Source organism: Cryobacterium sp. TMT2-10 (assembly GCF_004403075.1).
In the GTDB taxonomy this organism is placed as follows: domain Bacteria; phylum Actinomycetota; class Actinomycetes; order Actinomycetales; family Microbacteriaceae; genus Cryobacterium; species Cryobacterium shii.
Genome location: NZ_SOGW01000101.1, coordinates 1 through 25691 on the forward strand (window position 1 = coordinate 1; position 25691 = coordinate 25691).

General features: G+C 67.9%; 16 protein-coding genes. 5 read left to right on the forward strand and 11 right to left on the reverse strand.

The genetic code is table 11. The annotated features are described in order from the left end of the window. On the forward strand, positions 1-2102 hold a 2102-nt coding region (locus tag E3T37_RS12070), incomplete at its 5' end, for an ABC transporter ATP-binding protein (protein ID WP_370292486.1). Positions 2103-2275: 173 nt separating this feature from the next. Here E3T37_RS12070 and E3T37_RS17845 read toward each other — a convergent pair. The 3 genes from E3T37_RS17845 to E3T37_RS12080 all read right to left on the reverse strand — a co-directional run bounded on the left by E3T37_RS17845 (position 2276) and on the right by E3T37_RS12080 (position 7403). Beyond that, on the reverse strand, positions 2276-3313 hold the full coding sequence (locus E3T37_RS17845) for a glycoside hydrolase family 38 C-terminal domain-containing protein (RefSeq protein ID WP_370292488.1): 1038 nt from the start codon (positions 3311-3313) through the stop codon (positions 2276-2278). Next, a complete protein-coding gene (locus tag E3T37_RS12075; protein WP_370292490.1) occupies positions 3291-5336 on the reverse strand; it encodes an alpha-mannosidase in 2046 nt (681 codons plus the stop codon). Before E3T37_RS12075 ends, E3T37_RS17845 begins: the two co-directional genes overlap by 23 nt. Before the next feature lie 213 nt (positions 5337-5549). Continuing rightward, positions 5550-7403 carry a phosphoenolpyruvate carboxykinase (GTP) gene (locus E3T37_RS12080; protein WP_134367121.1) on the reverse strand — a complete coding sequence of 618 codons (1854 nt, stop codon included), beginning with the start codon at positions 7401-7403 and terminating at the stop codon, positions 5550-5552. A gap of 156 nt (positions 7404-7559) precedes the next feature. Here E3T37_RS12080 and E3T37_RS12085 point away from each other — a divergent pair, with 156 nt between their 5' ends. Beyond that, positions 7560-9002: an XRE family transcriptional regulator gene (locus tag E3T37_RS12085; protein WP_134367123.1), complete on the forward strand. Its 1443-nt coding sequence runs from the start codon at positions 7560-7562 to the stop codon at positions 9000-9002. A 224-nt stretch (positions 9003-9226) separates the two neighbouring features. Continuing rightward, positions 9227-11995: a LuxR C-terminal-related transcriptional regulator gene (locus tag E3T37_RS12090; protein ID WP_134367125.1), complete on the forward strand. Its 2769-nt coding sequence runs from the start codon at positions 9227-9229 to the stop codon at positions 11993-11995. 17 nt (positions 11996-12012) lie between these two features. Here E3T37_RS12090 and E3T37_RS12095 read toward each other — a convergent pair whose 3' ends face one another. Beyond that, positions 12013-14967 carry an EAL domain-containing protein gene (locus E3T37_RS12095; RefSeq protein ID WP_134367127.1) on the reverse strand — a complete coding sequence of 985 codons (2955 nt, stop codon included), beginning with the start codon at positions 14965-14967 and terminating at the stop codon, positions 12013-12015. Beyond that, positions 14964-15197, reverse strand: coding sequence for a hypothetical protein (locus tag E3T37_RS12100; RefSeq protein ID WP_134367129.1), 234 nt, complete (start codon positions 15195-15197; stop codon positions 14964-14966). Before E3T37_RS12100 ends, E3T37_RS12095 begins: the two co-directional genes overlap by 4 nt. A 633-nt stretch (positions 15198-15830) precedes the next feature. Here E3T37_RS12100 and E3T37_RS12105 point away from each other — a divergent pair. Together E3T37_RS12105 and E3T37_RS12110 are read left to right on the forward strand one after the other, a co-directional pair. Next, complete coding sequence (locus E3T37_RS12105) at positions 15831-17075, forward strand: ice-binding family protein (protein WP_134367131.1); 1245 nt, start codon at positions 15831-15833, stop codon at positions 17073-17075. Between the two features lie 185 nt (positions 17076-17260). Then, positions 17261-17506, forward strand: coding sequence for a hypothetical protein (locus tag E3T37_RS12110; protein WP_134367133.1), 246 nt, complete (start codon positions 17261-17263; stop codon positions 17504-17506). A 739-nt stretch (positions 17507-18245) separates the two neighbouring features. Here E3T37_RS12110 and E3T37_RS12115 read toward each other — a convergent pair. From E3T37_RS12115 to E3T37_RS12140, 6 genes are all read right to left on the reverse strand, one after another. Continuing rightward, positions 18246-19574, reverse strand: coding sequence for an ABC transporter ATP-binding protein (locus E3T37_RS12115; RefSeq protein ID WP_241994567.1), 1329 nt, complete (start codon positions 19572-19574; stop codon positions 18246-18248). After that, positions 19571-21217: an ABC transporter permease gene (locus E3T37_RS12120; RefSeq protein WP_370262719.1), complete on the reverse strand. Its 1647-nt coding sequence runs from the start codon at positions 21215-21217 to the stop codon at positions 19571-19573. Before E3T37_RS12120 ends, E3T37_RS12115 begins: the two co-directional genes overlap by 4 nt. 10 nt (positions 21218-21227) lie before the next feature. Then, the gene (locus E3T37_RS12125) at positions 21228-22286 is read right to left on the reverse strand and encodes an iron ABC transporter substrate-binding protein (protein WP_198416039.1); all 1059 of its coding nucleotides are present in this window, start codon (positions 22284-22286) and stop codon (positions 21228-21230) included. A gap of 220 nt (positions 22287-22506) precedes the next feature. Then, positions 22507-23367, reverse strand: a complete 861-nt coding sequence (locus E3T37_RS12130) for an SDR family NAD(P)-dependent oxidoreductase (protein ID WP_134367135.1) — start codon at positions 23365-23367, stop codon at positions 22507-22509. 1 nt (position 23368) lies between these two features. Then, complete coding sequence (locus tag E3T37_RS12135) at positions 23369-24574, reverse strand: thiolase family protein (RefSeq protein WP_134367137.1); 1206 nt, start codon at positions 24572-24574, stop codon at positions 23369-23371. 231 nt (positions 24575-24805) lie between these two features. Continuing rightward, entirely contained in the window at positions 24806-25603 is a 798-nt protein-coding gene (locus E3T37_RS12140) for an RNA methyltransferase (protein ID WP_134367139.1), read from the reverse strand. Positions 25604-25691 lie beyond the last annotated feature (88 nt).

Sequence of the window (25691 nt, forward strand, 5' to 3'; positions counted from 1 at the left end):
CTGCCGCCCCGGCCGCTGCCCCGGCCGCCCGCGGGCGCATCGGCCGGATGGGGCGCCGCGGCGACACGAGCGGGCCGCGCGCGAAGTTCAGCCAGCTGCTCCCCTACCTGCTCGAGCACAAGAAGGTGCTCGGCTTCGTGATCGTCCTGAGCATCCTCGGCGCGCTCGCCAGTCTCGCCCAGCCGCTTCTGGTCAGCCAGGTCATCACCACCGTGCAGAAGAGCCAGCCGCTGGATGGCCTGGTCTGGGCGCTGATCGCGCTCGTGATCGTCTCCGGCCTGATCAGCGGCTACCAGCACTATCTGCTGCAGCGCACCGGCGAGGGGGTCGTGCTCTCCAGCCGCCGCAAACTGATCGGCCGGATGCTGCGCCTCCCGATCAGCGAATTCGACACCCGCCGCACCGGGGACCTGGTGTCCCGGGTCGGCTCGGACACCACCCTGCTGCGGGCCGTGCTCACCCAGGGCCTCGTCGAAGCGATCGGCGGGTCGCTCACTTTCGTCGGTGCCCTGATCGCGATGCTCGTGATCGACCCGGTGCTGCTCGGACTGACCGTGCTCGTGATCGCCGTGTCGGTGGTCGCCGTCACACTGCTGTCGCAGCGCATCCGTACCGCCAGCCTCGCCGCCCAGGCCAAGGTCGGCGACCTGGCCGCCAGTGTCGAGCGCGCCATCAGCGCCGTGCGCACCGTGCGCGCCTCCAACGCCACCGACCGGGAGGTCGCGGCCGTCGAAGAAGACGCCAAGGGAGCCTGGCGGATGGGCATCCAGGTCGCCAAGATCTCGGCGCTGGTCGTGCCGATCGCGGGCATCGCGATGCAGGTGTCCTTTCTGGTCGTGCTGGGCGTCGGCGGTTTCCGCGTCGCCAGCGGCGCGATCACGATCGCGAACCTGATCGCGTTCATCCTGTTCCTGTTCCTGATGATCGTGCCGCTCGGCCAGGCGTTCGGGGCCATCACCTCGGTGAACGCGGCGCTCGGCGCACTGGGCCGGATCCAGGAGATCATCGACCTGCCCGCCGAGGACCAGTTCGACCGCGACATCGCGCCGCTGGCCATGACGGTCGGCGCCGCGAACGAATCGGTGCGGCCGGATGCGCCGGCGATCTCGTTCGAGAACGTGCACTTCGGGTATGCGGTCGCGGCTCCGGAGTCGGCGGATGCGGCGTCTGGCGCCGGTACTGCGCCTGCTGGTGCTGAATCAGGTGCTGACTCTGGTTCTGAATCTTCGGCTTCGGAGCCCGGGTTCGTCGTGCCGCCCATTCTCGAGGCCGCCATCGTCGTGCCCGCCGTGTTCGAGGAGGTCCTGGCCGAACCCGACCTGATCGACGCCGATCTGGACGCGGCGGATCGCGAGTCCCCGGAGCGCGGGGCCGCGGAACGGGCGGCCGAGCGCGCCGACGCCGAGGCCGCCGGCGAACCCCGCCCGGTCCTCCGCGGCGTGTCGTTCAGCGCCCCGCGCGGACTGCGCACCGCGCTGGTCGGCCCGTCCGGCGCCGGGAAGAGCACGATCCTGGCCCTGATCGAGCGCTTCTACGATCCGACCGCCGGGGTCGTGCGCCTGGGCGGTCTGGACATCCGTACCCTCGACCGCGCCGCGCTCCGCTCCCAGATCGGTTATGTCGAGCAGGACGCGCCCGTGCTGGCCGGTTCGCTGCGGGACAACCTCACCCTGTCGACGCCGGACGCGACCGACGAGGAGTGCATCGCGGTGCTGCACGCGGTGAACCTGACCGAGGTGCTCGACCGTGACCCCGCCGGCCTAAACGCTGCGGTCGGCGAGTCCGGCGTCATGCTCTCCGGCGGCGAACGCCAGCGGCTCGCGATCGCCCGGGCGCTGCTGGCGGCCCCGCCGATCCTGCTGCTGGACGAGTCCACCTCGAGCCTCGACGGCGTCAACGAGCAGAAGATGCGGGCCGCGATCGACGCGGTCGCCGTCGACCGCACCCTGATCGTGATCGCGCACCGCCTGTCGACCGTGGTCGATTCCGACCAGATCGTGGTGCTCGACCACGGCCAGGTCATCGGCACCGGCACGCACTCCGAGCTGGTGGCGTCCACCCCGCTCTACCGCGAGCTGGCCAAGCACCAGCTGCTCGTCTAGCGCCCCCTGGTCTCGGGACTCGGCCCGTACGAATGGCCTGAACCAATTCGACGGAGATTTTGCTCTAGAACGCCGGTTTCGGGCCTGAAACGCCCGATTCGGCCAAAATCTCCGTCGAATTGGTCAGCCGGGCGGCCGGGTCCGGTTCGGCTGGCCAATGAACGAGCGGGCGCCTACGGGCGGGCGAAGCGCAGGGTGACCAGCTGGAAGGGACGCAGCTCGAGGGCCAGCGCGGGACCGTCCGCCGAGAGCGTGGCGGCGCCGGCGGCCAGGGGGCGTTCCAGGAGATCGGTTTCGGTCACATCCGTCGCCTCGAAATGACGGATGACCCGCGCCCGCGCCCGCGACCCGTGCGCCTCGTAGAGCCGCACGATCAGATCCCCGCTGCGGTCCTCGGCCAGCTTGACCGCCTCGACCACCACCGCGGGGTTGTCGACCTCGATCAGATGTTCCACGCGGGCGGCACTCACCCCGTCCACCGTGCGCAGCGGCCGGTTGAGCCGGTAGCCCTCCGCGACCGCCTCGGGGATGCCGGCGCCCACCCGCAGCGACACCCGCAGTTCGTGGCGCCCCTGGTCGGCGGCGGGGTCCGGGAACACCTCCGCGCGCAGCAGCGACAGCCGCACGGTCGTCCGGGTGCGGCCGTCCGGGCCGGTCGACCGGCCGATGTCGTGGCCGTAGGTCGAGTCGTTGGCCACGGCCACCCCGTAGCCGGGCTCGCCCACGTGCACCCAACGGTGGGCGACCGTCTCGAAGCGGGCGGCGTCCCAGGACGTGTTGGTGTGCGTGGCCCGGAACACGTGACCGAACTGAATCTCGGATGCCGCCCGGTCGGCGTGCAGATCCAGCGGGAACGCCAGTTTCAGCAGCTTCTGCTTCTCGTGCCAGTCGATCTCGAGGTGCAGGTCGATCGCCGGCGACCCGGCCGCGAGGGTGATCCGCTCGACCAGGCGGGAGGAGCCGAAGGTGCGCGTGACCCGAACGCCGACTTGCTCAGGCGCATCGGCGAACACCTCCACGGACTCGGCCGCGCTGAGGTCCACCGTGTTGCGCTTGTAGTGCTCGTCGATGTCCCAGGCGTCCCACTGGGTGGGGGTGTCCCGGTGCAGCTGGAGCAGGTTGCCGCGCGCGCCGCGGGGCATCAGCTCTCGGGCCGCGGCGAGGTCGACCACGGAGGAGAAGAGCCCGTCAGCGTCGATCGTGACGGCCACGAGGCCGTTGTCGAGCACGAGGCCGGCGGGCGGGCGGGCGGCGCACCGTGGCGCGGGGTGCCGGCGGGGTGCTGACGGCATCCGTCTCGGTCGCCTCGCCACCCCCCAGCCCCGATATGCCTCCGACGGAATATGGCCCGGCGTTGAGCGTGACCGCGCCGTCACCGGCCCCGCACATCTGCCGCGCCGACACCTCGATCAGGGTGGTGAGGGCATCCGCGACGGCGGCGTAGTTGCGCTCCGCCTCCTGGTGCACCCACGCGATCGACGAGCCCGGCAGGATGTCGTGGAACTGCTGCAACAGCACGGTCTGCCAGGCCTGCTCGAGCGCGTCGTACGGGTACTCGGCGCCCGACGAGACGGATGCCGCGCACGCCCACAGCTCCGCCTCCCGCAGCAGGTGCTCGCTGCGGCAGTTGCCGCGCTTGGTGCGGGCCTGCGAGGTGTACGTGCCGCGGTGGAACTCGAGGTAGAGCTCCCCCGACCAGACCGGCGGCTCGGGGTACTCCGCCTCGGCCGCCTCGAAGAAGCGCCGCGGTGTCGACAGCTCTACCGTGGGCGAACCCCCCAGCGACGCGGTGCGGCGGGCGGCGGCGATCATCTCCTCGGTCGGACCGCCTCCCCCGTCGCCCCAGCCGAACGGCACGAGCGAGGTGTTGGCCGCGCCCTTTTCGGCGTACTGGCGCTCGGCCCGGGCCAGTTCCTCCCCCGACAGCTGCGCGTTGTAGGTGTCCACCGGCGGAAAGTGGGTGAAGATCTGCGTGCCGTCGATCCCTTCCCAGCGGAAGGTGTGGTGCGGCATCAAGTTGGTCTCGTTCCAGGACGTCTTCTGGGTCAGGAACCAGCGGGACCCGGCTGCCACCATGATCTGCGGCAGCGCGGCCGAATAGCCGAACGAGTCCGGCAGCCAAACCTCGAGCGGTTCCACCCCGAATTCCTCGATGAAGAAGCGCTTCCCGGCCACGAACTGCCGCGCCAGCGCCTCCCCGCCGGGCATGTTCGTGTCCGACTCCACCCACATCCCGCCGACGGGCACGAACCGGCCGGCCGCGACCTGCGCCTTCACGCGGGCGAACAATTCGGGGTAGTGCTCCTTGAGCCAGGCGTATTGCTGGGCGGATGAGGCGGGGAACGCGAAATCCGGATTCTCCTCCATCAGGGACAGCACGTTCGAGAACGTGCGGGCCACCTTCCGCACCGTCTCCCGAACCGGCCAGAGCCAGGCGCTGTCGATGTGCACATGCCCCACCGCGTGCAGCCGGTGCGCGCTGGCGTTCGCGGGGCGGGCGAGCACCGCGGCGAGGGCGGCCCGGCCGAGTCCGGCGGTGCCGGCCACGTCGTCGGGGTCCATCGCGTCGATACAGCTCTCGAGCGCCCGCCGGATCTCCGCCCGCCGGGCCAGCCCGACCGGCAGCTCCCGCATCAGCCCGGTCAGGGTCCAGAAGTCCTGGGAGAGTTGCCACACGGCCTCATCCCGGAGGGCGAGGTCCACCCGCTTCAGCCGGTAGATCTGATCGGTCCCGGCCGTGGCCGGGTCGCCCTGGTCGGTGGCCACGAACGTGAACCCGGAGGTGACGTCCGGGTTGGCGGCCGCCTCGATGTACAGGTCGACCTGTCCGCCGGGCCGGGCCCGGAGCGGCACGCTGCGGTTTCGCGGTTCGACCGCCTTGAGGATGATCCCGTCCGGGGTCCAGACCAGCCCCTCCGCCTGGAACCCGGGCGTCGCCCGGCTGAACCCGAGGTCGACGACGAGTTCGACGCGGGTGCCGGCCTCCCCCGCCCACTCGACGGGCACCGTCCCCGTCACGTGGAACCAGGTCGTGCCCCACGGCCGGCCCCAGGCCCGGCCCGTGCCGAACGCCGTGTAGGACTGGCGCACGGCCTCGCTGAAGGGCACCGGGGCATCCGTCACCGACCAGGCGTCGACCCGCAGCGGCACGGATGCCCGGTGCACCGCCGGGCGCAGCCGCTCCCGAACGAACCGGTCGATGCGTTTCTCCACGAGCGCGCCGTCGTCATGCATGGGAACCTGCGACTTCCCGCCGGGACCCCGCCCGACTGGCAGCATTTTACGACCGTCCCCCGCCCGGCACCCAAACCTTTTCGCCGCCCCGAGAACCAATTCGACGGAGATTTTCGGTTCTGAAGCGGTTCAGACCAGCCAAACCGGCTTTTTAGCGCCAAATCTCCGTCGAATTCGTTGGGCGATCGCCTCGGAGGCCGCGAGGCCGCGGTGCTACGCCTTGCGTAGGTTGTAGCGCACGCTGGCCAGCTCGGCCAGGAGAGCCGGCGGCACGCGGTCGCCGAACTTGGCAAAATACTCCTCGGTGAGGTCACACTCGGCCAGCCACGACGTGTTGTCGATGTGGAAGAGCTGCTCCACCTCGGTCGGAGACAGGTCCAGGCCCTTGAGGTCGAGTCCGCCCTCGAGCGGGAGGTAGCCGATCGGGGTGTCCTGGGCATCCGCGAAGCCCTCGATCCGGCGAACGATCCACTCGATCACGCGAGAGTTCTCACCAAAACCGGGCCACAGGAAGCTGCCGTCGGGGCCCTTGCGGAACCAGTTCACCTGAAAGATCTCCGGTGCCTTGCTGCCCAGCCCCTTGCCGACCTTCAGCCAGTGCGCCCAGTAGTCGGCCATGTTGTACCCGCAGAACGGGAGCATCGCGAACGGGTCGCGGCGCAGCTCGCCCACGGTTCCCTCTGCGGCCGCGGTCTTCTCCGAGGAGATGGTCGCGCCCATGAACACGCCGTGCTTCCAGGAGCGGGCCTGGGCCACCAGCGGCACGTTCGTCGCCCGGCGGCCGCCGAAGAGGACGGCGTCGATGGGCACGCCGCCGAACGCCTCCCAGTTGTCGGCGATGGACGGGCACTGCGCGGCGGCGACGGTGAACCGGGAGTTGGGGTGCGCGGCGGGGCGGCCGGACGCTGGGGTCCAGTCGTTGCCTTCCCAGTCGATCAGGTGGCTGGGGGTGGTCTCGGTCAGACCCTCCCACCAGACGTCGCCGTCGTCGCGCAGGGCGACGTTCGTGAAGATGGTGTTGCCCCAGACCGTGGCCACGGCCGTGGGGTTGGTGACCTCGCCGGTGCCGGGCGCGACGCCGAAGAAGCCGGCCTCCGGGTTGATCGCGTACAGGCGGCCGTCGGGGCCGGGGCGCAGCCACGCGATGTCGTCGCCGATGGTCTCGACCTTCCAGCCCGGAATCGTCGGGCGGAGCATGGCGAGGTTGGTCTTGCCACAGGCGGACGGAAAGGCCGCGGCCAGATGGGACACGCCTCCTTCCGGCGACGTGACCTTGATCAGCAGCATGTGCTCGGCCAGCCAGCCCTCGTCGCGGGCCATCACGGATGCGATCCGCAGCGCGAACGACTTTTTCGAGAGCAGCGCGTTGCCGCCGTAGCCCGAACCGAACGACCACACCTCACGGGTCTCCGGGAACTGCACGACGTACTTGGTGTCGTTGCAGGGCCAGGTGGTGTCTTCGCGGCGGCGACCCTCGGCGTCGACCAGCGGGTAGCCGACACTGTGCACGGTGTGCACCCAGGGGGCTCCGGCCTCGATCATGTGCAGCACCTTTTGGCCCATTCGGGTCATGATGCCCATGTTCAGCACGACGTAGGGAGAGTCGGTGACCTCGACGCCGAGCTGGGAGATGGGGCCGCCGAGCGGGCCCATCGAGAACGGGACGACGTACATGGTGCGGCCGCGCATGCTGCCGGCGAAGACGCCCTGCAGCTCGCCGCGCATCGCGTCCGGGTCGGCCCAGTTGTTGGTGGGGCCGGCGTCGTCGGGGTTGACCGAGCAGATGAAGGTGCGGTCTTCGACGCGCGCCACGTCCGACGGGCTCGTGCGGGCCAGGTAGCTGTTCGGACGCCACTCGGGGTTCAGGTGGATGAGCTTGCCCTCGGTGACGAGCTGCTTCGCCAGGACGTCGGCCTCGCGAAGCGAGCCGTCGCACCAGACGATGGCGTCGGGCTGGGTCAGGCGGGCGATCTCGTCGACCCAGGCCTGAAGGTTGGGATCGGTGGTCCCGGCAGCTTTGCTGGACTCGCCTCCGCCGGTCTGTACGTGGGAATTCGCGATGGTCATCTCCTGGCCTTTCGTGGTCGATCCGGCGTGACACCAGCGGTGTGAAGTCGATTTGGGCAAGTAACTTCGCCCTCTGAATCAACAATGCGGCATGAATCGCAGCCGCTGCGGAGATAGCAGCGTTAAGAAACGCGATTCTTTCACTATCGTTAAGGAATGCCAACACGCTCATCAGACCTGATCACGCTGGGACTCCGCATCCGTCACTACCGGTCTGAGCGTGGGTTCACGCTCGACCAGCTCGGCGAGCGCGTCGGCCTGGCCGGCAGCCAGCTCTCACTGATCGAGAACGGTCGGCGGGAGCCCAAACTCTCCACCCTGCAGGCCCTGGCGACGGCGCTCGACGTGCAGGTCATCGATCTGCTGAACACTGAAGCGCCGAACACGCGGGCCGCCCTCGAGATCGAGCTGGCGCGCGCGCAGAAGAACCCGCTCTACGGGGCGCTCGGCCTGCCCCAGGTGAAGGTGACGAAGGGGATGCCGCTGGCGGCGATCGAATCCCTGCTCGGCCTGCACCGCGAACTCGCCCGCCGGGCCAGCGAGGCCATCGCCACACCCGAGGAAGCCCGTCGCGCGAACACGGAACTGCGCGAGCGGATGCGCGACCAGGACAACTACATGCCCGACATCGAGCAGCTCGCCGAGGACCGGGTGCGGGCATCCGGTCACGTCTTTGGCGCCCTCACCCACCGCGAGGTGAGTGTGATGGCCGAGCAGCTCGGCTTCAGCCTGATCTACGTCAACGACCTGCCGGGCTCGACCCGGTCGGTCACCGACCTCGTCAACCGCCGGATCTACCTGCCGCCGGCCTCCATCCCCGGCGGCCACGGCCTGCGCTCGATGGCCCTGCAGGCGATGGGGCACCGGCTGCTCGGGCACGAACGTCCGAACAGCTACGCCGAGTTTCTCTGGCAGAGGCTGCAGATCAACTACTTCGCGGCCGCCTGCCTGATGCCGCAGGATGCCTCGGTCGCCTTCCTCTCACACGCGAAGCGGGAGCGCGAGCTGTCGGTCGAGGATTTCCGGGACGCGTTCGGGGTGACCCACGAGGCCGCCGCGCTGCGGCTGACCAACCTGGCCACCTCACACCTGGACATGCCCCTGCACTTCCTGCGCGTCACGGGCGACGGCGCCCTGCAGAAGGGCTACGAGAACGACGGGCTCCCCCTGCCCGCCGACGTGACCGGGTCGATCGAGGGCCAGTTCGTCTGCAAGCAGTGGAGCGCCCGCAGCGCTTTCACCCACACCAACCGCACCACCGAGTTCTACCAGTACACCGACACCCCGGTGGGCACCTTCTGGTCGGCGACCCAGACCGGGGCGATGGATGGCGGCGAGTTCTCGATCAGCGTCGGCGTTCCGTTTGCGCAGGCCAGGTGGTTCCGGGGCCGGGAGACCACGCAGCGCGCGGTCTCCCGCTGCCCGGACGAGTCCTGCTGCCGGCGCCCGGCGTCGGACATGTCGTCCCGGTGGGCCGGCAAGGCCTGGCCGAGCGCGCGCCTGCACGCCCATGTGTTGTCCCCGCTGCCCAGCGGAACCTTTCCCGGCGTCGACGACACCGAGGTGTACGAGTTCCTGGAGGCGCACGCCGCGGAGTAGGAGGCGTGCGCCTCACCTGTCGCGGGGGTTGGTTGGAACACAGGGCCCCTGCAAAGAAGGAGGTGGCCCAAGCGAGAGAAGAAGTAAGTGGCGTAATCAGGATTTGAGCAGCCGGGTCCCATACTTAAGCGAGCCCGCATCTTTTACGCGAAGGCGACGGGGGAAGCCACGGAGACGGCAACCGCGATCCTGGAGCCTAGCTTGATGCCTGACTAGCAGGAGAAGTGGAGGAGGCGTTGCCGTTCGCCCCTGTAAGCGTTACGACAAAATTCCAGCCTCCGAGGCCCGTCGGGGACTGGGTCGCCCGTGCTCGGCTCACGGACCTGCTCCGCGCTGGTGAGCACCGCCGACTGTCGTTGATTCATGCCCCGGCAGGCTTCGGTAAGTCAACACTCGCCGCACAATGGCTCGCGGCGCTGGATGCACGTGGCGTGACCACCGTGTGGCTTTCGCTGGACCGCGATGACAACAATACGATCTGGTTCTTGTCCCACCTGTTGGAAGCGATCCGACGGGTAATGCCGGAGTTGGACGACGAATGGCAGGTTCTGCTCGAGGGACAGCCCGACGATGCTGAGCGCTACGTTGTTCCCGCCCTGGTCAACGCCATGGATGCCGCCGGTGAAAACATTGTCATTGCCCTGGACGACTGGCATCTCGTCACCGATTCCCGGACCCGTGCTGTCATTCATCGCCTTCTGGATGTGGGGAGTTCCCGCCTGTCCTTCCTGATCACCAGCCGATCCAGGTCTGGGCTCCCGCTTGGTCGTCTCATGGTGAGGAACCAGCTGTTGGAAGTGGACGCGAGTTCTCTGCGATTCGACGAGGACGAGTCGCAAGCATTGTTGGTGGACATCAACGGCCTGGACGTCAACCGTGACGACCTGGCCAGCCTGCACCGGACGACTGAAGGTTGGGTGGCTGCCCTCCAGCTGGTTTCGTTGTCGCTGCGCGAAAACCACGACGCGTCCGACCTGATCCGACGGCTCTCGGGTCGGCAGAAGTCGATCGGCGAGTATCTGCTCGAGAACGTGCTTGATGCCCTCGAACCGGACGTGGTTGATTTTCTGCTGACAACATCGGTGACTGAGCGTATCTGTGCGGAGTTGGCGTCGACACTCTCCGGTGTCGTGCGGGGTCAGGCCATGCTTGAGCGTGTTGAGGCTCAGAATCTATTCCTTCAGCCGCTGAACGAAGACGGAAGCTGGTATCGCTACCATCATTTGTTCGAAGATTACCTGCGGGGACGACTCGAACGGGACTTCCCGGGGCGAGCGGTGGAACTCAACCTGGCCGCTGCGCGTTGGTTCGCATCGAACGGCTATCCCAGCGACGCCGTTGATCACGCTCTGGCAGTCGGCCAGGTCGACTTCGCAGTCGACATTGTTGAGTCGCGCGCGATGTGGCTTGTCGAGCATTCCCGGATGGCGACTTTGCTGGTGCTGGTGGGAAAGATACCGGCCAGTTCCGTTGCGGATCAGGCCAAGCTTCAGATGGCAATCGCCTGGGCCAACACGCTTCTCCACATATCGGGCGCGGCGCAGATCGCCCTCGACAAGGTGGAGGCCCTGGTTCGGTGCGACGATTCTCTCAGTCAGGATGACCGGTTTGAACTCGGTGTTGAGGCCCTGGTCGTTCAATGCTGCATTGACATGTACGTGGACAGGCTCGACCTGGTCGACGAACTAGACCAAACCTGTTTTGCAGAAGCGAACCGGCTCCGTCCCTGGATTGTGTCCGTCGCCGCCAACATCTCCACCTTCCAGAAGATCCAGGAGGGTGAGTACTCACAAGCAACCGAGCAGCAGAACTGGGCGTCACAATTTCACGCGCTCACGTCCGGACCGTTCAGCGACGTCTACGGCCGATGTTTCGCCGGTCTGGCTGCCTTCGAGCAACTCGAAGTCGACGATGCAGAACGCCTCTTCAGATCAGCAGTTGAGCTTGCACGGAGCTCCGCTGGTCGACACTCTCATGCGGCGCAACTGGCCAGCTCGATGCTCGGCCAGCTTCTCTACGAACGGGGCGCGCTGGAGAAGGCTGAACTCTTGCTTGAGGAGGCTCACGAATTGGGATCAGAAGGCGGAGTGGTCGATTTCATGATCTCCGCCTTTGCGACCCTGGCCAGAATCAAGGCCCTGCGCGGCGATCACGTGGGGGCCAGGACGCTTCTCGATGAGGGCGAAGACGTGGCCGAGACTTTAGGGCTCACCCGGCTCGGACTGTGTATCGCCGCGGAACGCATCCAGCTCGGATTCAACTTCCAGCTACCCGACCGGACTCTGCCGGCCGGTCTGCACGACGAACAGCACCGGATCGGGGATCTGGGTAGCGGCTTGGCCGAAACGAATTACAGGATCGCCCTCGCAACCGAGATTCGAGCGGCCCTATCGCCGGATGCATCTCGAGATCTGGCCACGGCCTCCGCAGAACGTGCTCACGAGCTGCTCGACCGGACGAGAGCCCGCGGCGGAGCCCGTGCGCACTTGGGCGCCCAAATCCTACTCGCTGCAACGCTCCAGCATGCGGGTCGGCGCGTCGAGGCGATGGATGCCCTGACCCCGGCCTTGGTCACGTGCAACGCACTCGGTTTGGTGCGACCCATCCTCGATGGCGGTCCGGGGTGTCTTCAGATCGTGCAGGACGTCGCAGACAGGGTGAGAGGCGGGCGATGGGAGGGACCGCAGGCCCCCGGTCTTCCAGAGTTCCTGAGCCTTCTCCTCCAGAGCGCGACTACCTCCGCGCGCCTTCAAGAGACGACCTCATCAGGCGCCCAAATTACCGGTGCAACGTTGACCGAGCGCGAACACGAGATCCTGATACTGTTGGCCCAGGGGTGCTCCAATCGTGAAATCGCCCAGACCCTTCATCTGGGTGTCAACACGGTGAAATGGTACCTCAAACGTCTTTTCAGCACTCTGGGCGTTAGCGGACGTCAAGGCTGCGTGGATGAGGCCAGGCGCAGGAAGCTGCTGTCCACTCACACGAGTTGACGCGCCGCCCGCGCCGTTCAGCTCACCGCGCGCAAATCGGCCAATCTGACCGTGCGCATTTTCTCCTCGGCCAGCCAGCCGGGTATTTCCTTCGGGGGCCGCGGGCGAGACCACAAATAGCCCTGAGCCAGGCTGCCTCCGAGACGGCGAAGCTCGCTGAGTTGTTCCCTGGTCTCGATTCCCTCGGCCACGACGTCCATCTCCAGTGCGCGCGCCAGACTCACGATGGCGTTGACGAAGGCCGGCGCCTGGGGATCCTTACCCCCGAGTCCATCGATGAAGGAGCGATCAATCTTGATGGTCTGAACGGGCAACTGCTTGAGATAGGTGAGGGAACTCCAGCCGGTACCGAAATCGTCCAGGGAGAGCCGTACCCCGAGACCGCGCAACCCAGAGAGGGTGGCGGAGGCCAGATCCAGATTGTTGATGACCATGGACTCCGTGATTTCCAGGTGCACCGCCGAGGCGTCGATGCCCGACCGAGTGATGATGTCAGACACGACCTGCACAAAATTGGCATCCTGCAACTGTCTGGCCGATAGATTGACTGCGATCGTCAAGTCATGGCACTCAGCGAGCTGGCTGCGCCAGGCCTGGACCTGCCTGAGGGCCTCAGTCAGCACCCACTCGCCAATCGCAACAATCGACCCGGTCTGTTCAGCGATCGGGATGAATTCTGTTGGTGAAATGAAACCTCGGTCGGGATGCTCCCAGCGCACGAGCGCCTCAAAGCCGACCGTTTCTTCAGTCGAGATGTCCACAATCGGCTGGTAGAACACGCGCAACTCGTCACGGGAGATCGCGCGAGCCAACTGGGATTCGGTCTCAAGCCGCATCGACGCTCGATGGTGCATATCCTCGTCGTACATCACAACGCGAGCCCTGCCGTCCGCTTTCGCCCGATACATTGCAACATCTGAATGGAGGAGCATGGAGCTGGCATCGGCGTCGGCATCATCGTCAGCAAGAACGATGCCAACGCTCACGCTGACGAAGACTTCCTTGCCCTCGAACTCGAAAGGGTCCTTGGCGATTGTGACTATTCGCTCGGCCAACCGCTCCGCATCGTAGGGCGCGATGTTGTCGCAGACGAGTACGAACTCGTCGCCGCCGAACCGTGCAAGGGTGTCGCCGGGACGAACGATCAACTTCAACCGTCGCGTTAGTCCCACCAACAAGCGGTCGCCGGCCACGTGGCCTAATCCATCATTGATTACCTTGAACTGGTCCACGTCGATGAACAGCACACCCACGTAGCCGGCGGTCCTTCGTCCTGTTGACAAAGAGCGTTCGATACGTTCGACGAGTAGCTGACGGTTTGGCAGCCCCGTCAGGGGATCGTGAAGGGCTTGGTGAGCCAGGAGGTCCTCGGCGTATTTTCGGGACGAGATGTCCTGCATATGCAGTAAGAAATAACCCGGCTCGCCGTTAACGTCAGGCACAAGGGACATCGTTAGCTGCACCCAGACCGGCTGTCCGTTGGGTCGGGCATACTGAAGTTCCGCCTGAGTATCTTCGAATCCCCCACTCAGCCAACCGGAGAACGAGGCACGATCACCCTCATGGTGTGACGGATGCCGAAAATCCTGCGTCCGTTTGCCCCGGATTTCTTCGGGAGTTCTGCCCAGTATTGTGCACAGGGCCTCGTTTACCTGGAACAGTCGCCCATCCAAATCGGCCATCCCCATGCCAATCTGAGATCGGTCGAAACCCAGGCGAAAGTTGGTCTCGGCTTCTTGTTGTCGCGCCTCAGCTAGATGCAACTCGGTAATGTCCATGATCATGCCGATGATTTTGATTGGCGAACCATCCGCGGCCCTGATGACAACTGCGCGTGAGCGCATCCAACGAATTCCCCCGGACTGCAGAATGATGCGGAAAGTAAATTCCGGGGTCGGCCATCCTGAATCGAGCCGCCGCAGGAGACTCTCCACACGATCCCGGTCCTGCGGATGTACGCACGACAGAAGCAAATCGCGCGATGCCGGCTCAGTTCCATTGCGGCCGAGGATCCGCCAATACTCATCTGACCACCATCGCTGTCCGGTCGCACTGTCGATTTCATAGCTGCCCATCCCAGCCATCTGTTGGGCCGCTGCCAGGCGTGCCTGGTCAGTTTCTGAGGCAATCTGTCGACGCTTGGACTCCGAAATGTTCCGGGCTATTCCGAAGCAGCCCGCCACAATGTTGCGTGAGTCGAAGATCGGAGAGATCGTCAGCGAAATATCGACGATGCGTGATCCGTCCTTGTGCAGTGCGACCGACTCCAAACCGATCACGGACTCGCCGCCAGCGACCTGGGCTTGCAATTCGAGTCCTCGATCCCGGCCGTCAACCGTGACGATAAGGGTCTGATGCTGGCCGATCACCTCAGGCGCCGAGAATCCGAACATCGCTTCAGCCGCCGGATTCCACACGGTGATCAGACCGTCGACGTCGTAACCAAAAATGGCATCGTCGGAGGATGCGACCAGCATCGACATCATTCGCGTCGAAGCCTGGGCCTGGGTCCGTTCGCTGATATCACGGATAGAGCTGGACACGAGCGTTCCGCTGTCGGTCTCAAAAGGACTGAGCGAAATCTCTATCGGAAACTCCCTGCCGTCGCGGTGCAGACCCAGAAGTCCAAGGTCGGGTCCCATCGACCGTGCCTGTGCCTTCGTCTTTGTCTTGGCCGAGTACTCGGATCGATGGCTCAGATACCAGCCACGGAATTCGATCGGCATGAGGACCTCGAGAGACTGTCCGAGAAGTTCATCCCTCACGTAGCCAAAAAGCACCTCCACCTGTGCGTTGACAAGAAGGATCGTACCGTCAGCGTCGACGATCACCATCGCATCGGGAGCGGACCCGAGGAGAGCGCGGAACTGGCCCTCAGACCACGTCTTGTCACCGTTCGTGTCTGCAGCGGGGCGTCGTCGCGTCGGGAGCAGGCGCTCCCGATCAGGACTCGTGTTGCGCTTTTCAGTCATGTCCTCACCGCCCGAACCTGCTCGGTCAGTTCGTAGACGGTCCCGCCATGGCCGTCAGCAAGCCACATCCCTGCGATGACCTTTCCCTCGTGGTCAAGCGGGTCAACGAGAACTGCAGGCAGCTGTTCATGCCGGTTGACCTTGAGGATCACTGTGGATCGTCCGGAGGTCACTGGGTGGTTGAGGGTCACTGTGATCGTCGACATATTCTTGCGGCTGTCTTTCGTCATGCCCGCGCTGTCGCGGGCGTTGAATCGCGATGATGTTGCGAGGGTGTTTCGGGGTCGAGATACGGCGTGCCCTTCAGGCCCAGAATTACTCCAACCACCCGTACCCGCCGCCGGTCACGCCCGCTTCGCTCTCCTCGGAACCTGTGCCTTATCGGTTCCTCCCTGCCGCGCCGCCCTACAGGCATGCTTTCGGCGTCGAGGTGGAGCCAGGCCATGAACACTCCCTCGTGGTGGACGGCACTAGGACGAAAAGTTGTGGTGGGTCCTGTGAAGGGTAACCGCGTGCCACCGCCGCATCGCCTCGAATCCAACACTGGCGGGAGTGGTTGACGAAACGGGTGGGGTGGACGTTTCGGGGGGTGACCCACCACCCGGGTGGTAAAGCCCTTCCGAGCGGCTGAGTCTGAGAGGCGCGGGATTCACTGCGAGCGGCGCCTGGAGACCCCGAACATCGCCGACTGCCCCGCACGCACCGACATCGAAAGCCCGACCAGTGGGTCATTTGACACGTGTCTGCCTGCCCAAAAGTGAGGCCGGGTTCGACATTGAGGGTCTCAGCCTGTGTTTAGAATGTTCCACGGGGGGTCCGGCTCGAGGTGCCGTCATTGACTCCCGAACCGATGGGAGCGACTCGTGAGCACGATCAGGCACAGCCGAAAGAGCATGGCGACTGGCATCGGTCTGGTGTTTGCGGTCGGTATGTTGTTGCCCGCGGCATCGGCGCAAGCGGCCACCACGATTGACGGGCCCGTCGACCTCGGCGCCTCTGCGGCCTTCGGGGTCCTCGGTGCCAGCACCGTCACGAACACGGGCCCCTCCGTGATCAACGGCGACGTGGGAGTCAGCCCGGGAACCTCGATCACCGGCTTCGGTGGCGCTCCGGACGGCAGCTTCACCGGGGCACTGCACCAGACGGATGGGAGCGCCGGCGCGGCGCAAAGCGACGTGACAACGGCGTACAACGCGGCCGCGGGCCTCACCCCGACCACGTCCGGTGTTGCCGAGCTCGCCGGCTTGTCGCTCAGCCCCGGTGTGTTCGCCGGTGGTGCACTGTCCCTGGCCGACAATGGCGTGCTGACCCTGGCGGGCAGCGCGACATCCGTGTGGGTGTTTCAGGTCGACAGCACCCTGATCATCGGGTCGGGCAGTCGCATCGAGGTCACCGGCGGCGCGAGCTCCTGCAACGTCTTCTGGCAAGTCGGCAGCTCAGCAACCCTCGAAACTGCGGCTCAATTCGTGGGCACAGTCATGGCGAACCAATCGATTACGGCGACCACCGGAGCCACCATCGCGGGCCGCCTCCTGGCGAACACCGCGGCGGTGACTCTGGATTCCAACGTCGTGACCGTGCCCACCGGCTGCGCGCCGACCGGCACTGTGGCCACGACCGATAGCCCTGCCTTTACCTCGCGCACGCCGCCGCGGGCCACGGTCGGAACCCCCTACGCGTTCAGAGTCACGGCCACCGGGACGCCGGCCCCGACGTTCGCCATTTCCCAGGGCGCACTCCCCGCCGGCCTGCGGCTCGATGGCGGCACGGGAGCGATCACCGGGATGCCCACAGCGGCCGGAACCTCCACGTTCACCATCACGGCCGTCAACAGAGTAGCCCCGGCCGTGTCCGCGGCCCATGAGGTCATCACCAGCGCAGCTGGACCGGCCCTGCCGCCCTCAATTTCGACGGACACGACCGCCACATCGGCAGTTCCCCCCTCCACGACGGCGGGTGCCTCTGTCCCGCTTCCGGCCCGCCAGCCCACGCTCGCGGCCACCGGCAGCGAGGTCGGGCTTCCGATCGGCGGCGGCGCGTTGCTGCTGGCTGCGGGCGTGATGCTTCTCAGCATCCGTCGCGCGCTCCGAAGGGTCATTCTGCGCTAGTGGTGGAGCTCCCTCCGGAGGGGCGATTGTCGCGCCAAACCTAGGGCAAGCCCCGGTCGCGTTGCCCACTTGGAGAACGGGATCGGCGGGATCTCGCCGGCGGGACCGAACGGAACCCGACCCCTGTCCGCAGCGACGTCATCACGCTAGGCTCTGGCCGGGATTCCGAGCGAAGGAGAACGCGGATGGGCTCAACGACCGATATCTGGGATGATATCTGGCTCTTCTTCTGGACCTACGTGTTCATCGCCTATCTGACGGTCATGTTCTCGATCCTCGCGGACCTGTTCCGTGACGACACCCTGAGCGGGTGGGCGAGGGCGGCCTGGGTGCTGTTCCTCGTCTTCGTGCCGTTCGTGACCGCCCTCGTGTACCTGGTCTCCCGCGGCTCGAGCATGCGGGAGCGGCGGGTGCTGCGGTCGGCGCCGTAGCCCGGGACCGGGCGGGCGCCCGGGGTGCCGGCTGCGCCACACACCGAATCCGCGGTTCCCTCGTCGGCCGGAGGTGCGCAACAACCGGCACGGATGCCCGGAGCGCACCGACTGCACCCCACCCTCTCCGACGGAGCCTTCCCTGGCTGAACCTCTCTGGCTAACCTCCTGTGGCGAACTCAGGAGATCCTGGCAAAGTGGCAGCGCGAGCCGCACTGGTCTGTGGCCGCAGCAGGGCGGGCGCAGGGGTTTTCCTGAGTTAGCCCCGTCCCGTCCCGCCCCGTCCCCGGCCCTGCCGGGCCACGTGCGCCGAGCCCACCCGCAGCATCCCTCGCGCCCCGCCGCCCCTCACGCCCACGCCGACCTCGACCGGGTCCTAACCGCGGTGATTTTCGCGAAACGCCGCTGGCGGCGCCTTGGAATGCGGCGGGTTGTGAAAATCTCCGACTCAACGTGCGCGGGGCCCGCTACTCTGCAGGGCTGCAGCAGCGGGCCGAGTCGGATAGCGACCGGCGCGCCATCGGCCAGCTGGCTGGCTCAGGAGATCCAGTCGCTCTGGCGGAGCATTCGCACTGGTCTGTGGCTGACCTTCTGCGGCTAACTCAGGAGATCCGGGCGATCTTGCGGGGCGATCCGCACTGGTCTGCGGCGGCAGCGGGGCGGGCGCAGGGGTTTTCCTGAGTTGGCCCCGGGCAGGTCGGCGGTGCGGGGCGTTCCTGTGCGGGCGGGCAGCGGCGGGTCAGGCGTGGGGCGCGGCGAAAGCCGTGGCCGTGCCGCGGGCGGTGAGGTTGACGCTGCTGCCGACCACGGTGCCGGTGGTGCCGTGCTGGCGCACGTGGATGACGGTGCCGCCGGGAGCGTGAAGGGATCCGGTCGAAGCGGAACCGGCCGACAGGGAACCGGCCGAAAGGGAACCGGCCGACAGGGAACCGGCCGAAAGGGAACCGGCCGACAGCGACCCGATCGAGTCAGACCCCGACGAGTTAGGCCCTGTCAACGCGGAACCACCGGAGAACAAGCGCACGGCGAGCTGCACTTCGGCCCCGTAGAAGTCGACGGCCTCGACCCGGCCGGTGCAGGTCGGGGCGCCCGGGGCATCCGTCGTCTCGCAGTGTTCGACGATGATCTGCTCGGGGCGGAGCATGATGCAGGCGTCGCCGCGCAGGGCGGTGGGAGCCACGGCGACCCGGCCCAGCGCGCACGACGCGAAGCCGTCGTCGATCGTGGCCGGCAGCACCACGGCGTCGCCGAGGAACCGGGCCGTGAACAGGTCGACGGGGCGCCAGTAGACCTCGCGCGGCGGGCCGACCTGGCCGAGGTGGCCGTCGCGGAGCACCGCGAGCTGGTGGGCGAAGCTCATGGCCTCGGCCTGGTCATGAGTGACGAGCACGGTGGTGATGCCCGCGCGTTCGAGCGTGGCGGCGACGATGTCGCGGGTGGCCGCCCGCAGCCCGGCGTCGAGGGAGGAGAAGGGTTCGTCGAGCAGCATCACCCGCGGCCGGCGGGCCAGGGCCCGGGCCAGGGCGATGCGCTGCTGCTGGCCGCCGGAGAGCTCGTCGGGGCGGCGCGCGGCGAAGCTCGGGTTCAGCGACACCATCTCGAGCAGCTCGTCGACCGCCCGCGCGCGCTGCCGGCGGGTGCCGCTGCGGAGGGCGGGGCCGAGGCCGAACGCGATGTTCTGGCCCACGGTGAGGTGCGGGAACAGCGCCCCGTCCTGCGCCACGAAGCCGATGCCGCGCCGGTGCGCCGCCACGGCCACGCCGGGTGCGGCGACCGTGCGCCCGAGCACGGTGATCGTGCCGGAGTCGGGCAGTTCGAACCCACTGATCAGGCGGAGCAGGGTGGTCTTACCCGAGCCGGACGAGCCGACGACGACGGTGCGGCTGCCTCCCGGCACCGAGAGGGCGATGTCCTCGAGGATGCGCGTGCTGCCGAAGCTCTTGTTCACGCCGCTCAGTTCAATGGCGGGGCGTTCACTGGCGGGGCTTTCGAGATCACTGGTTGCGCGTTCGATGGTCGGACTCTCGGTTTCGGCGGTACCGGCGGCGGGGCGCTCGAACTCGGTCACGAGACGCTCGTCAGTCGGGAGCGGGCGAACAGGAGATAGGTGACCGGCAGGCTGAGCACGATCATCAGCAGGGCGTACGGCGCCGCCCCGACGTAGTTGATGTCGTTCACCTTCGACCAGAATTGGATCGCGAGGGTGCGGGTTCCGTTCGGGGCCAGCAGCAGGGTCGCGGTCAGCTCGGTCACGATACCGAGGAAGACCAGGGCGCCGGCGGCGAGGGCCGACGGCACGAAGAACCGTGCGGTGACGCTCAGGAACGCGGCGACGGGATGCTTGCCCAGCGAGCGGGCGGCCTCTTCCAGCCCGACCGGCACCTGGGCGAGGCCGGCCCGCAGGTTGACCAGGGCGCGCGGCAGGAACATCATCAGGTAGGTCACGATCACCAGGATCGTGGTCTGGTAGAGCGGCTGCACGAAACGGATGCTGACGGTGACGAGCGCGAGGGCCGTCACGATCCCGGGCAGCGAGCTCGTGAGGTAGTTGACCGATTCGAGGCCGCGGGACAACCGGCTCGGGTAACGCACCGCGAGGAACGCGATCGGGAATGCGAGCAGGCAGGTGACCGCCGCCCCGGCGAGGCCGTAGCCGACGGTCTGCAGGAGCGCCTGGCCGACGACCGCGTCGGCCCAGACATCCGTGCCGCCCTGCACCAGCCAACGGATGACGCTCGAGAACGGCACGCCGATCGCCAGCACGAACAGGCCGCCGAGGAACAGGTAGCCGACCGGGGTGAACGCGCCGAGGGAGCGCCGCGGGGTGACCCGGGCCACGCCGGAGCCGATCCGGGCGTACCGGGAACGGCCGCGGGCGCCGGACTCCCCGATCAAAAGCACCAGGCAGAGCAGCACGAGCACGCCGGCCAGCGCGTTCGCCGCTGGGCCGTTGAACGTGGACCGGTACTGCTCGACGATGGCGGTGGTGAACGTGTCGAACCGGATCATCGCGAACGCACCGTACTCGGAGAGCAGGTGCAGCCCGACCAGGAGCGCGCCGCCGAGGATCGGCAGCCGCAGCTGGGGCAGGATGACCCGGAAGAAGACGGCCCAGGCTCCGCTGCCGAGCGACCCGGCGGCCTCCTCGACGGTCGGGTCGAGGCGCCGGAGCGCGGCGGCGCAGGGCAGGTACACCAGCGGGAAGTAGGACAGCGTCGCGATCAGCACGCCCGACCAGAGCCCGTGCAGTGAGGGGACGGCGCTCACCCAGCCGTAGCTGTTCACGAAGGCGGGAACCGCGAGCGGGGCGGCCAGGAGCACCGCGAACACCTTCGCTCCGGGCAGCGAGGTGCGCCCGACGAGCCACGCGGCGCCCACGCCGATGGCCACGCAGAGCGGCACCGTGATCAAGACGAGTCCGATGGTGTTGACGAGCAGCTCGCCGACCCGCGGCCGGAAGATCAGCGCCGAGAGCGCCGGCCAGCCGGTCAGTATGCCGGTGACGATCACATACCCAAGCGGCAGCAGCCCCAGCAGGGACACGGTGCCGGCGGCAGCCACGATGAATGGTGAGGGCCGTTTGGGGACCCGAGCCGGGGCATCCGTGCGCGCCGAACCGGCCCTGCTTTCGGTCGTGCCGACGGCACTCTCGGAGGCGGGGCCCTGGCTGTCGGGCGCCGTGTTCACGGTCGGAGGAGCTGCGGGTATCACCACTTTCAGCCTAGAGGAATCCGGCCTGGGTCATCAGCTCGGTGACCTTGGTGCTGTTCAGGTGGGACGGGTCGATGGCCGGGGCCTCGAGTTCGCTGAGCGGCATCAGTGCCGGGTTCGCGTCGACGCCGGCGGAGACCGGGTACTCGAACGAGGTGCCGGTCTTGAGGATCTCCTGGCCGGACTTGCCGGTGACGAAGGCGAGGAACGCCTGCGCGGCGACGGGGTTCGCGCTCGTCTTGAGCACCCCGCCGCCGGACACGCTGACGAACGCGCCCGGATCCTGGTTCTTGAAGTAGTGCATCTTCGTGGTCGAGCTGTTCTCGCCGGTTCCGGCCTGGTCGCCGAACCAGTAGTAGTGGTAGATGACGCCGCCGGGGATCTCGCCCGCGTTGACGGCCTTCATCACCGTGCTGTTGCCTTTGTAGACGACCGCGTTGTCTTTCATCGCGGCGAGCCAGGCGCTCGTGGCCTTCTCACCCTTGAGCTCCAGCAGCGCGCTGACAATCGCCTGGAAGTCGGCGCCGGAGGGCGAGGCGGCCCAGCGGCCCTTCCACGCCGGGTCGGCGAGGTCGAGCAGGGAGGCCGGCAGCTCAGCGTCGCCGAGCAGGCTCGGGTTGTACGCGAAGACCGTGGAGCGGGCGGCGATTCCGGTCCAGGTGCCGGTGGACGGCTGGAACTGCTCGGGCACCTGGGCGAGCGTGTCGGCGTCGACCGGGGCCAGCAGGTCGGCGTTGTCGACCAGGCTGATCGCCGGCGAATTCTCGGTCAGGAAGACGTCGGCCTTCGAGGCCGACCCCTCCTGCACGAGCTGGTTGCCCAGTTCGGAGTCGTCGCCGTTGCGGAGGACGACGGTGACGCCGGTCTCCTGGGTGAACTCGTCCGCCCAGGCCTGGGTCAGTTCCTCGTGCTGCGCGTTGTACACGGTGATGGATCCCGATGGGGTGGCGGAGGCGGTGTCGCTGGATTCCGGTCCGGATGCCGCGTCGGGCGACGCGCACGCGGTCGCTCCGAGCAGGGTGGCTGTTCCCAGCGCGGCGATCATGGCCCAGTTGCGTGTCAAAAGCATGATGTTGCGTGTCCCCACTGTCGGCGCTGTCGGCGGGCCTCACCCGCTTGTCTTTAGGTAAGCCTACCCTAAAAAAGCACGTCGGTGAGGTCTCCGAGGGGACGCACAGGGTCGGCGGAGGCGCGGGGCCGGGGCCGGCACTGGGCAGTCGGTCCCGGCTCTTGGTTCAGCGGGATCAGCGGGATCCGCGGGATCCGCGGGATCAGCGGGGTCAGCGGGATCAGCGGGGCGGCATCCGGATGGCGCCGTCGAGGCGGATGGTGTCGCCGTTGAGCATCGGGTTCTCGACGATGTGCCGAACGAGCGCGGCGAAGTCGACGGGGTCGCCGAGGCGTGCCGGGTGCGGCACGGATGCGGCGAGGGATTCCCGCACGTTCTCGGCCATGCCGCGCAGCATGGGCGTGTCGAAGATGCCGGGGGCGATGGCCACCACCCGGATCAGCGACCGGGCGAATTCGCGGGCCAGCGGCAGCGTCATTGCGGCGACGCCGCCCTTCGAAGCCGAATACGCGGCCTGCCCGATCTGCCCGTCGAACGCGGCGACGGATGCGGTGTTGACGATCACGCCGCGCTCCGCGGTGCCCGTGTCGCCGGGGGCTGCGCCTGCGTCGTCTCCTGCGCCTGCCGCGTCTGATGCGCCTGCTGCGACTGCTTTTTCTGCTGGAGCCGCGCTGCCGCCGATCGGCTCCGTCTGCTGCATGGCCGCGGCGGCCAGGCGGATCACGTTGAACGTGCCGACCAGGTTGATCCGGATGACCCGGTCGAAGTCCGCGAGCGGCAGCGGGCCGTCGCGCCCGACCGTGCGGCCGCCCGGCGCGATCCCGGCGCAGTTGACCACGATGCGGAGCGGACCGAGTTCGACGGCCGCGTCGACCGCGGCCTGCACGTCCTCTTCCCGGGTGACGTCCCCGGGCACGAAGCGGGCCTGGCCGCCGAGCGCCGCCGCGGCCTCCTCCCCCGCGGCTCCCGGCAGGTCGAGCAGCACGACTGCAGCGCCCGCGCGGGCCAGGGCGGTGGCGGTGGCCAGCCCGAGGCCGGACGCGGCGCCGGTGACGAGGGCGGAGCATCCGTCGATGCGCATCTCAGAGCCTCTCGATGATCGTCGCGTTGGCCATGCCGCCGCCCTCGCACATGGTCTGCAGGCCCCAGCGGCCGCCGGTCAGCTCGAGGTGGTTGAGCAGGGTGCCGAGCAGCCGGGTGCCGGAGGAGCCGAGCGCGTGGCCGAGGGCGATGGCGCCGCCGCGGGGGTTGAGGAGGGCTGGGTCGGCGTCGAACTCCCGCAGCCAGGCCAGCGGAACGCTGGCGAAAGCCTCGTTCACCTCATACGCGTCGAGGTCGTCGATGCTCAGGCCGGAGCGTTCGAGGATGCGCCGGGTCGCCGGGATCACGCCGGTGAGCATCAGGAGCGGGTCGCTTCCGGTCACCGCGAAGCTGTGGAACCGGGCGCGCGGGTTGAGGCCGAGCTCATCGGCCCGCTTGGCGCTCATGATCAGGGCAGCGGAGGCCCCGTCGGTGAGCGGGGACGAGTTGCCGGCGGTGATGTGCCAGTCGAGTTTCGGGAAGCGGGCGGCGAGGGCATCCGTTCGGAATGCCGGCGGCAGCGTGGCCAGGGAGGCGAGCGTGGTGCCGGGGCGGATGGTCTCGTCGTCGGTGACGACCCGCCCGCCCGGCAGGGTCACCGGCCGCAGCTCGCCGTCGAAATCGCCGCGCTCGGCGGCGGCCGCGGCGAGGCGGTGGGAGCGGGCCGCGAAGGCGTCCAGCTCGCCGCGGCCCAGGCGCCACTGCTGGTTGATCAGCTCGGCCGAGACGCCCTGGTTGACCAGGCCCTGCGGGTAGCGCTCGTGCATCAGGGTGCCGTGCGGGTCCTGGCCGGGTGTCCCGCCGGACCCGCGTCCGAGCGAGCTGCCCAGCGGCACACGACTCATCGACTCGACGCCGCAGGCGATGACCACGTCGTAGGCGCCGGCCATCACGCCCTGGGCGGCGAAGGTGACGGCCTGCTGGCTGGAGCCGCACTGCCGGTCGATGGTGGTGCCCGGAACCGAGTCGGGGAAGCCGGCGCTGAGCAGGGCGGTGCGGGTCACGTTGTAGCCCTGCTCGCCGACCTGGCTGACGCAGCCGCCGATCACGTCGTCGACGAGGGCCGGATCGAGGCCGTTGCGGCTGACCAGTTCGCTCAGCACACCCGCCAGCAGGTCGGCCGGATGCACGCCCGACAGGGCGCCCCCCGGCTTGCCTCGACCTGACGCGGTGCGCACGACATCGACAATGACAGCCTCGTTGCTCATGACCTCAGCCTAGGCTTCCCGCGCTGCCGCCACGCTGAAGCGCGGGCGGGCGTGTGGCGGAGATCATGGCGCGGCGGTCGGCGTGGGGCTGACTCAGGAAATCCGGCACGGCATCCGTCGTTCTGTGCCTGCCGCCGCACTGGTCCGGGGGCCGGCGCAACGCGATCCCGCGGATCTCCTGAGTAAGCCCCCGGCGGCCACCGCCTGACTCCTGCGAATCGGTGCCCGGAGTCAGCCGGACAGCGCCCACATGGCGACGGCGCTGGCCGCGGCCACGTTGAGGGAGTCGATGCCGTGCTTCATCGGGATCTGCACCACGCTGTCGGAGGCCGCCAGGGCGTCCGGGGTGAGGCCCTCACCCTCCGCGCCGAGCAGCAGGGCCAGCCGGTCGTGTTCGTGGCCGGGGAAGTCGCGCAGGCTGACGGCATCCGCGCTGAGTGCGAGCGCGGCCACGTGGAAGCCGTGCCGGGTCAGCAGCGCGCGGGTGCTGGGCCAGTCGCCGACGCGGGTCCACGGCACCTGCAGCACGGTGCCCATCGAGACGCGGATGGCGCGGCGGTAGAACGGGTCGGAGCAGCGGGGCGTGACCAGGATCGCGTCCGCGCCGATCGCGCCGGCCGAGCGGAAGATCGCGCCCACGTTGGTGGGGTCGGAGACGTTCTCGAGGATGACGATGCGGCGCGCGCCGGCGAGCAGCGCGTCCGGCTCGGTCAGGGCCGGGCGGTGCATGGCGGCGATCACGCCGCGGTGCAGCACGTAGCCGGTCAGCTCGGCCAGCAGCTCCCCCGGGCCGACGAAGACGGGCACGTCGTTGCCGACGAGCGCGCGGGCCTCGTCGACGGTGTTGCCGAGCGCGAGCACCGAGCGGGGGCGATGCCCGGCCCGCAGCGCGCGCTCGAGAACCAATGCCGACTCGGCTATATACAGTCCGTGTTCGGTGCCCCGAGCCTTCTTGAGGGCGACGTCGGTCAGGTGGGCGTAGTCCACGAGACGCGGATCGCTGAGGTCGCTGATCTCGATGACGGGCATCCGCTCAGTCTAAGCGCGGGCCCGGGCGGGCGCCGGCGCGCGGTGCCGGTGCGCGGTGCCGGTGCGCGGTGCCGGTGCGCGGTGGGCG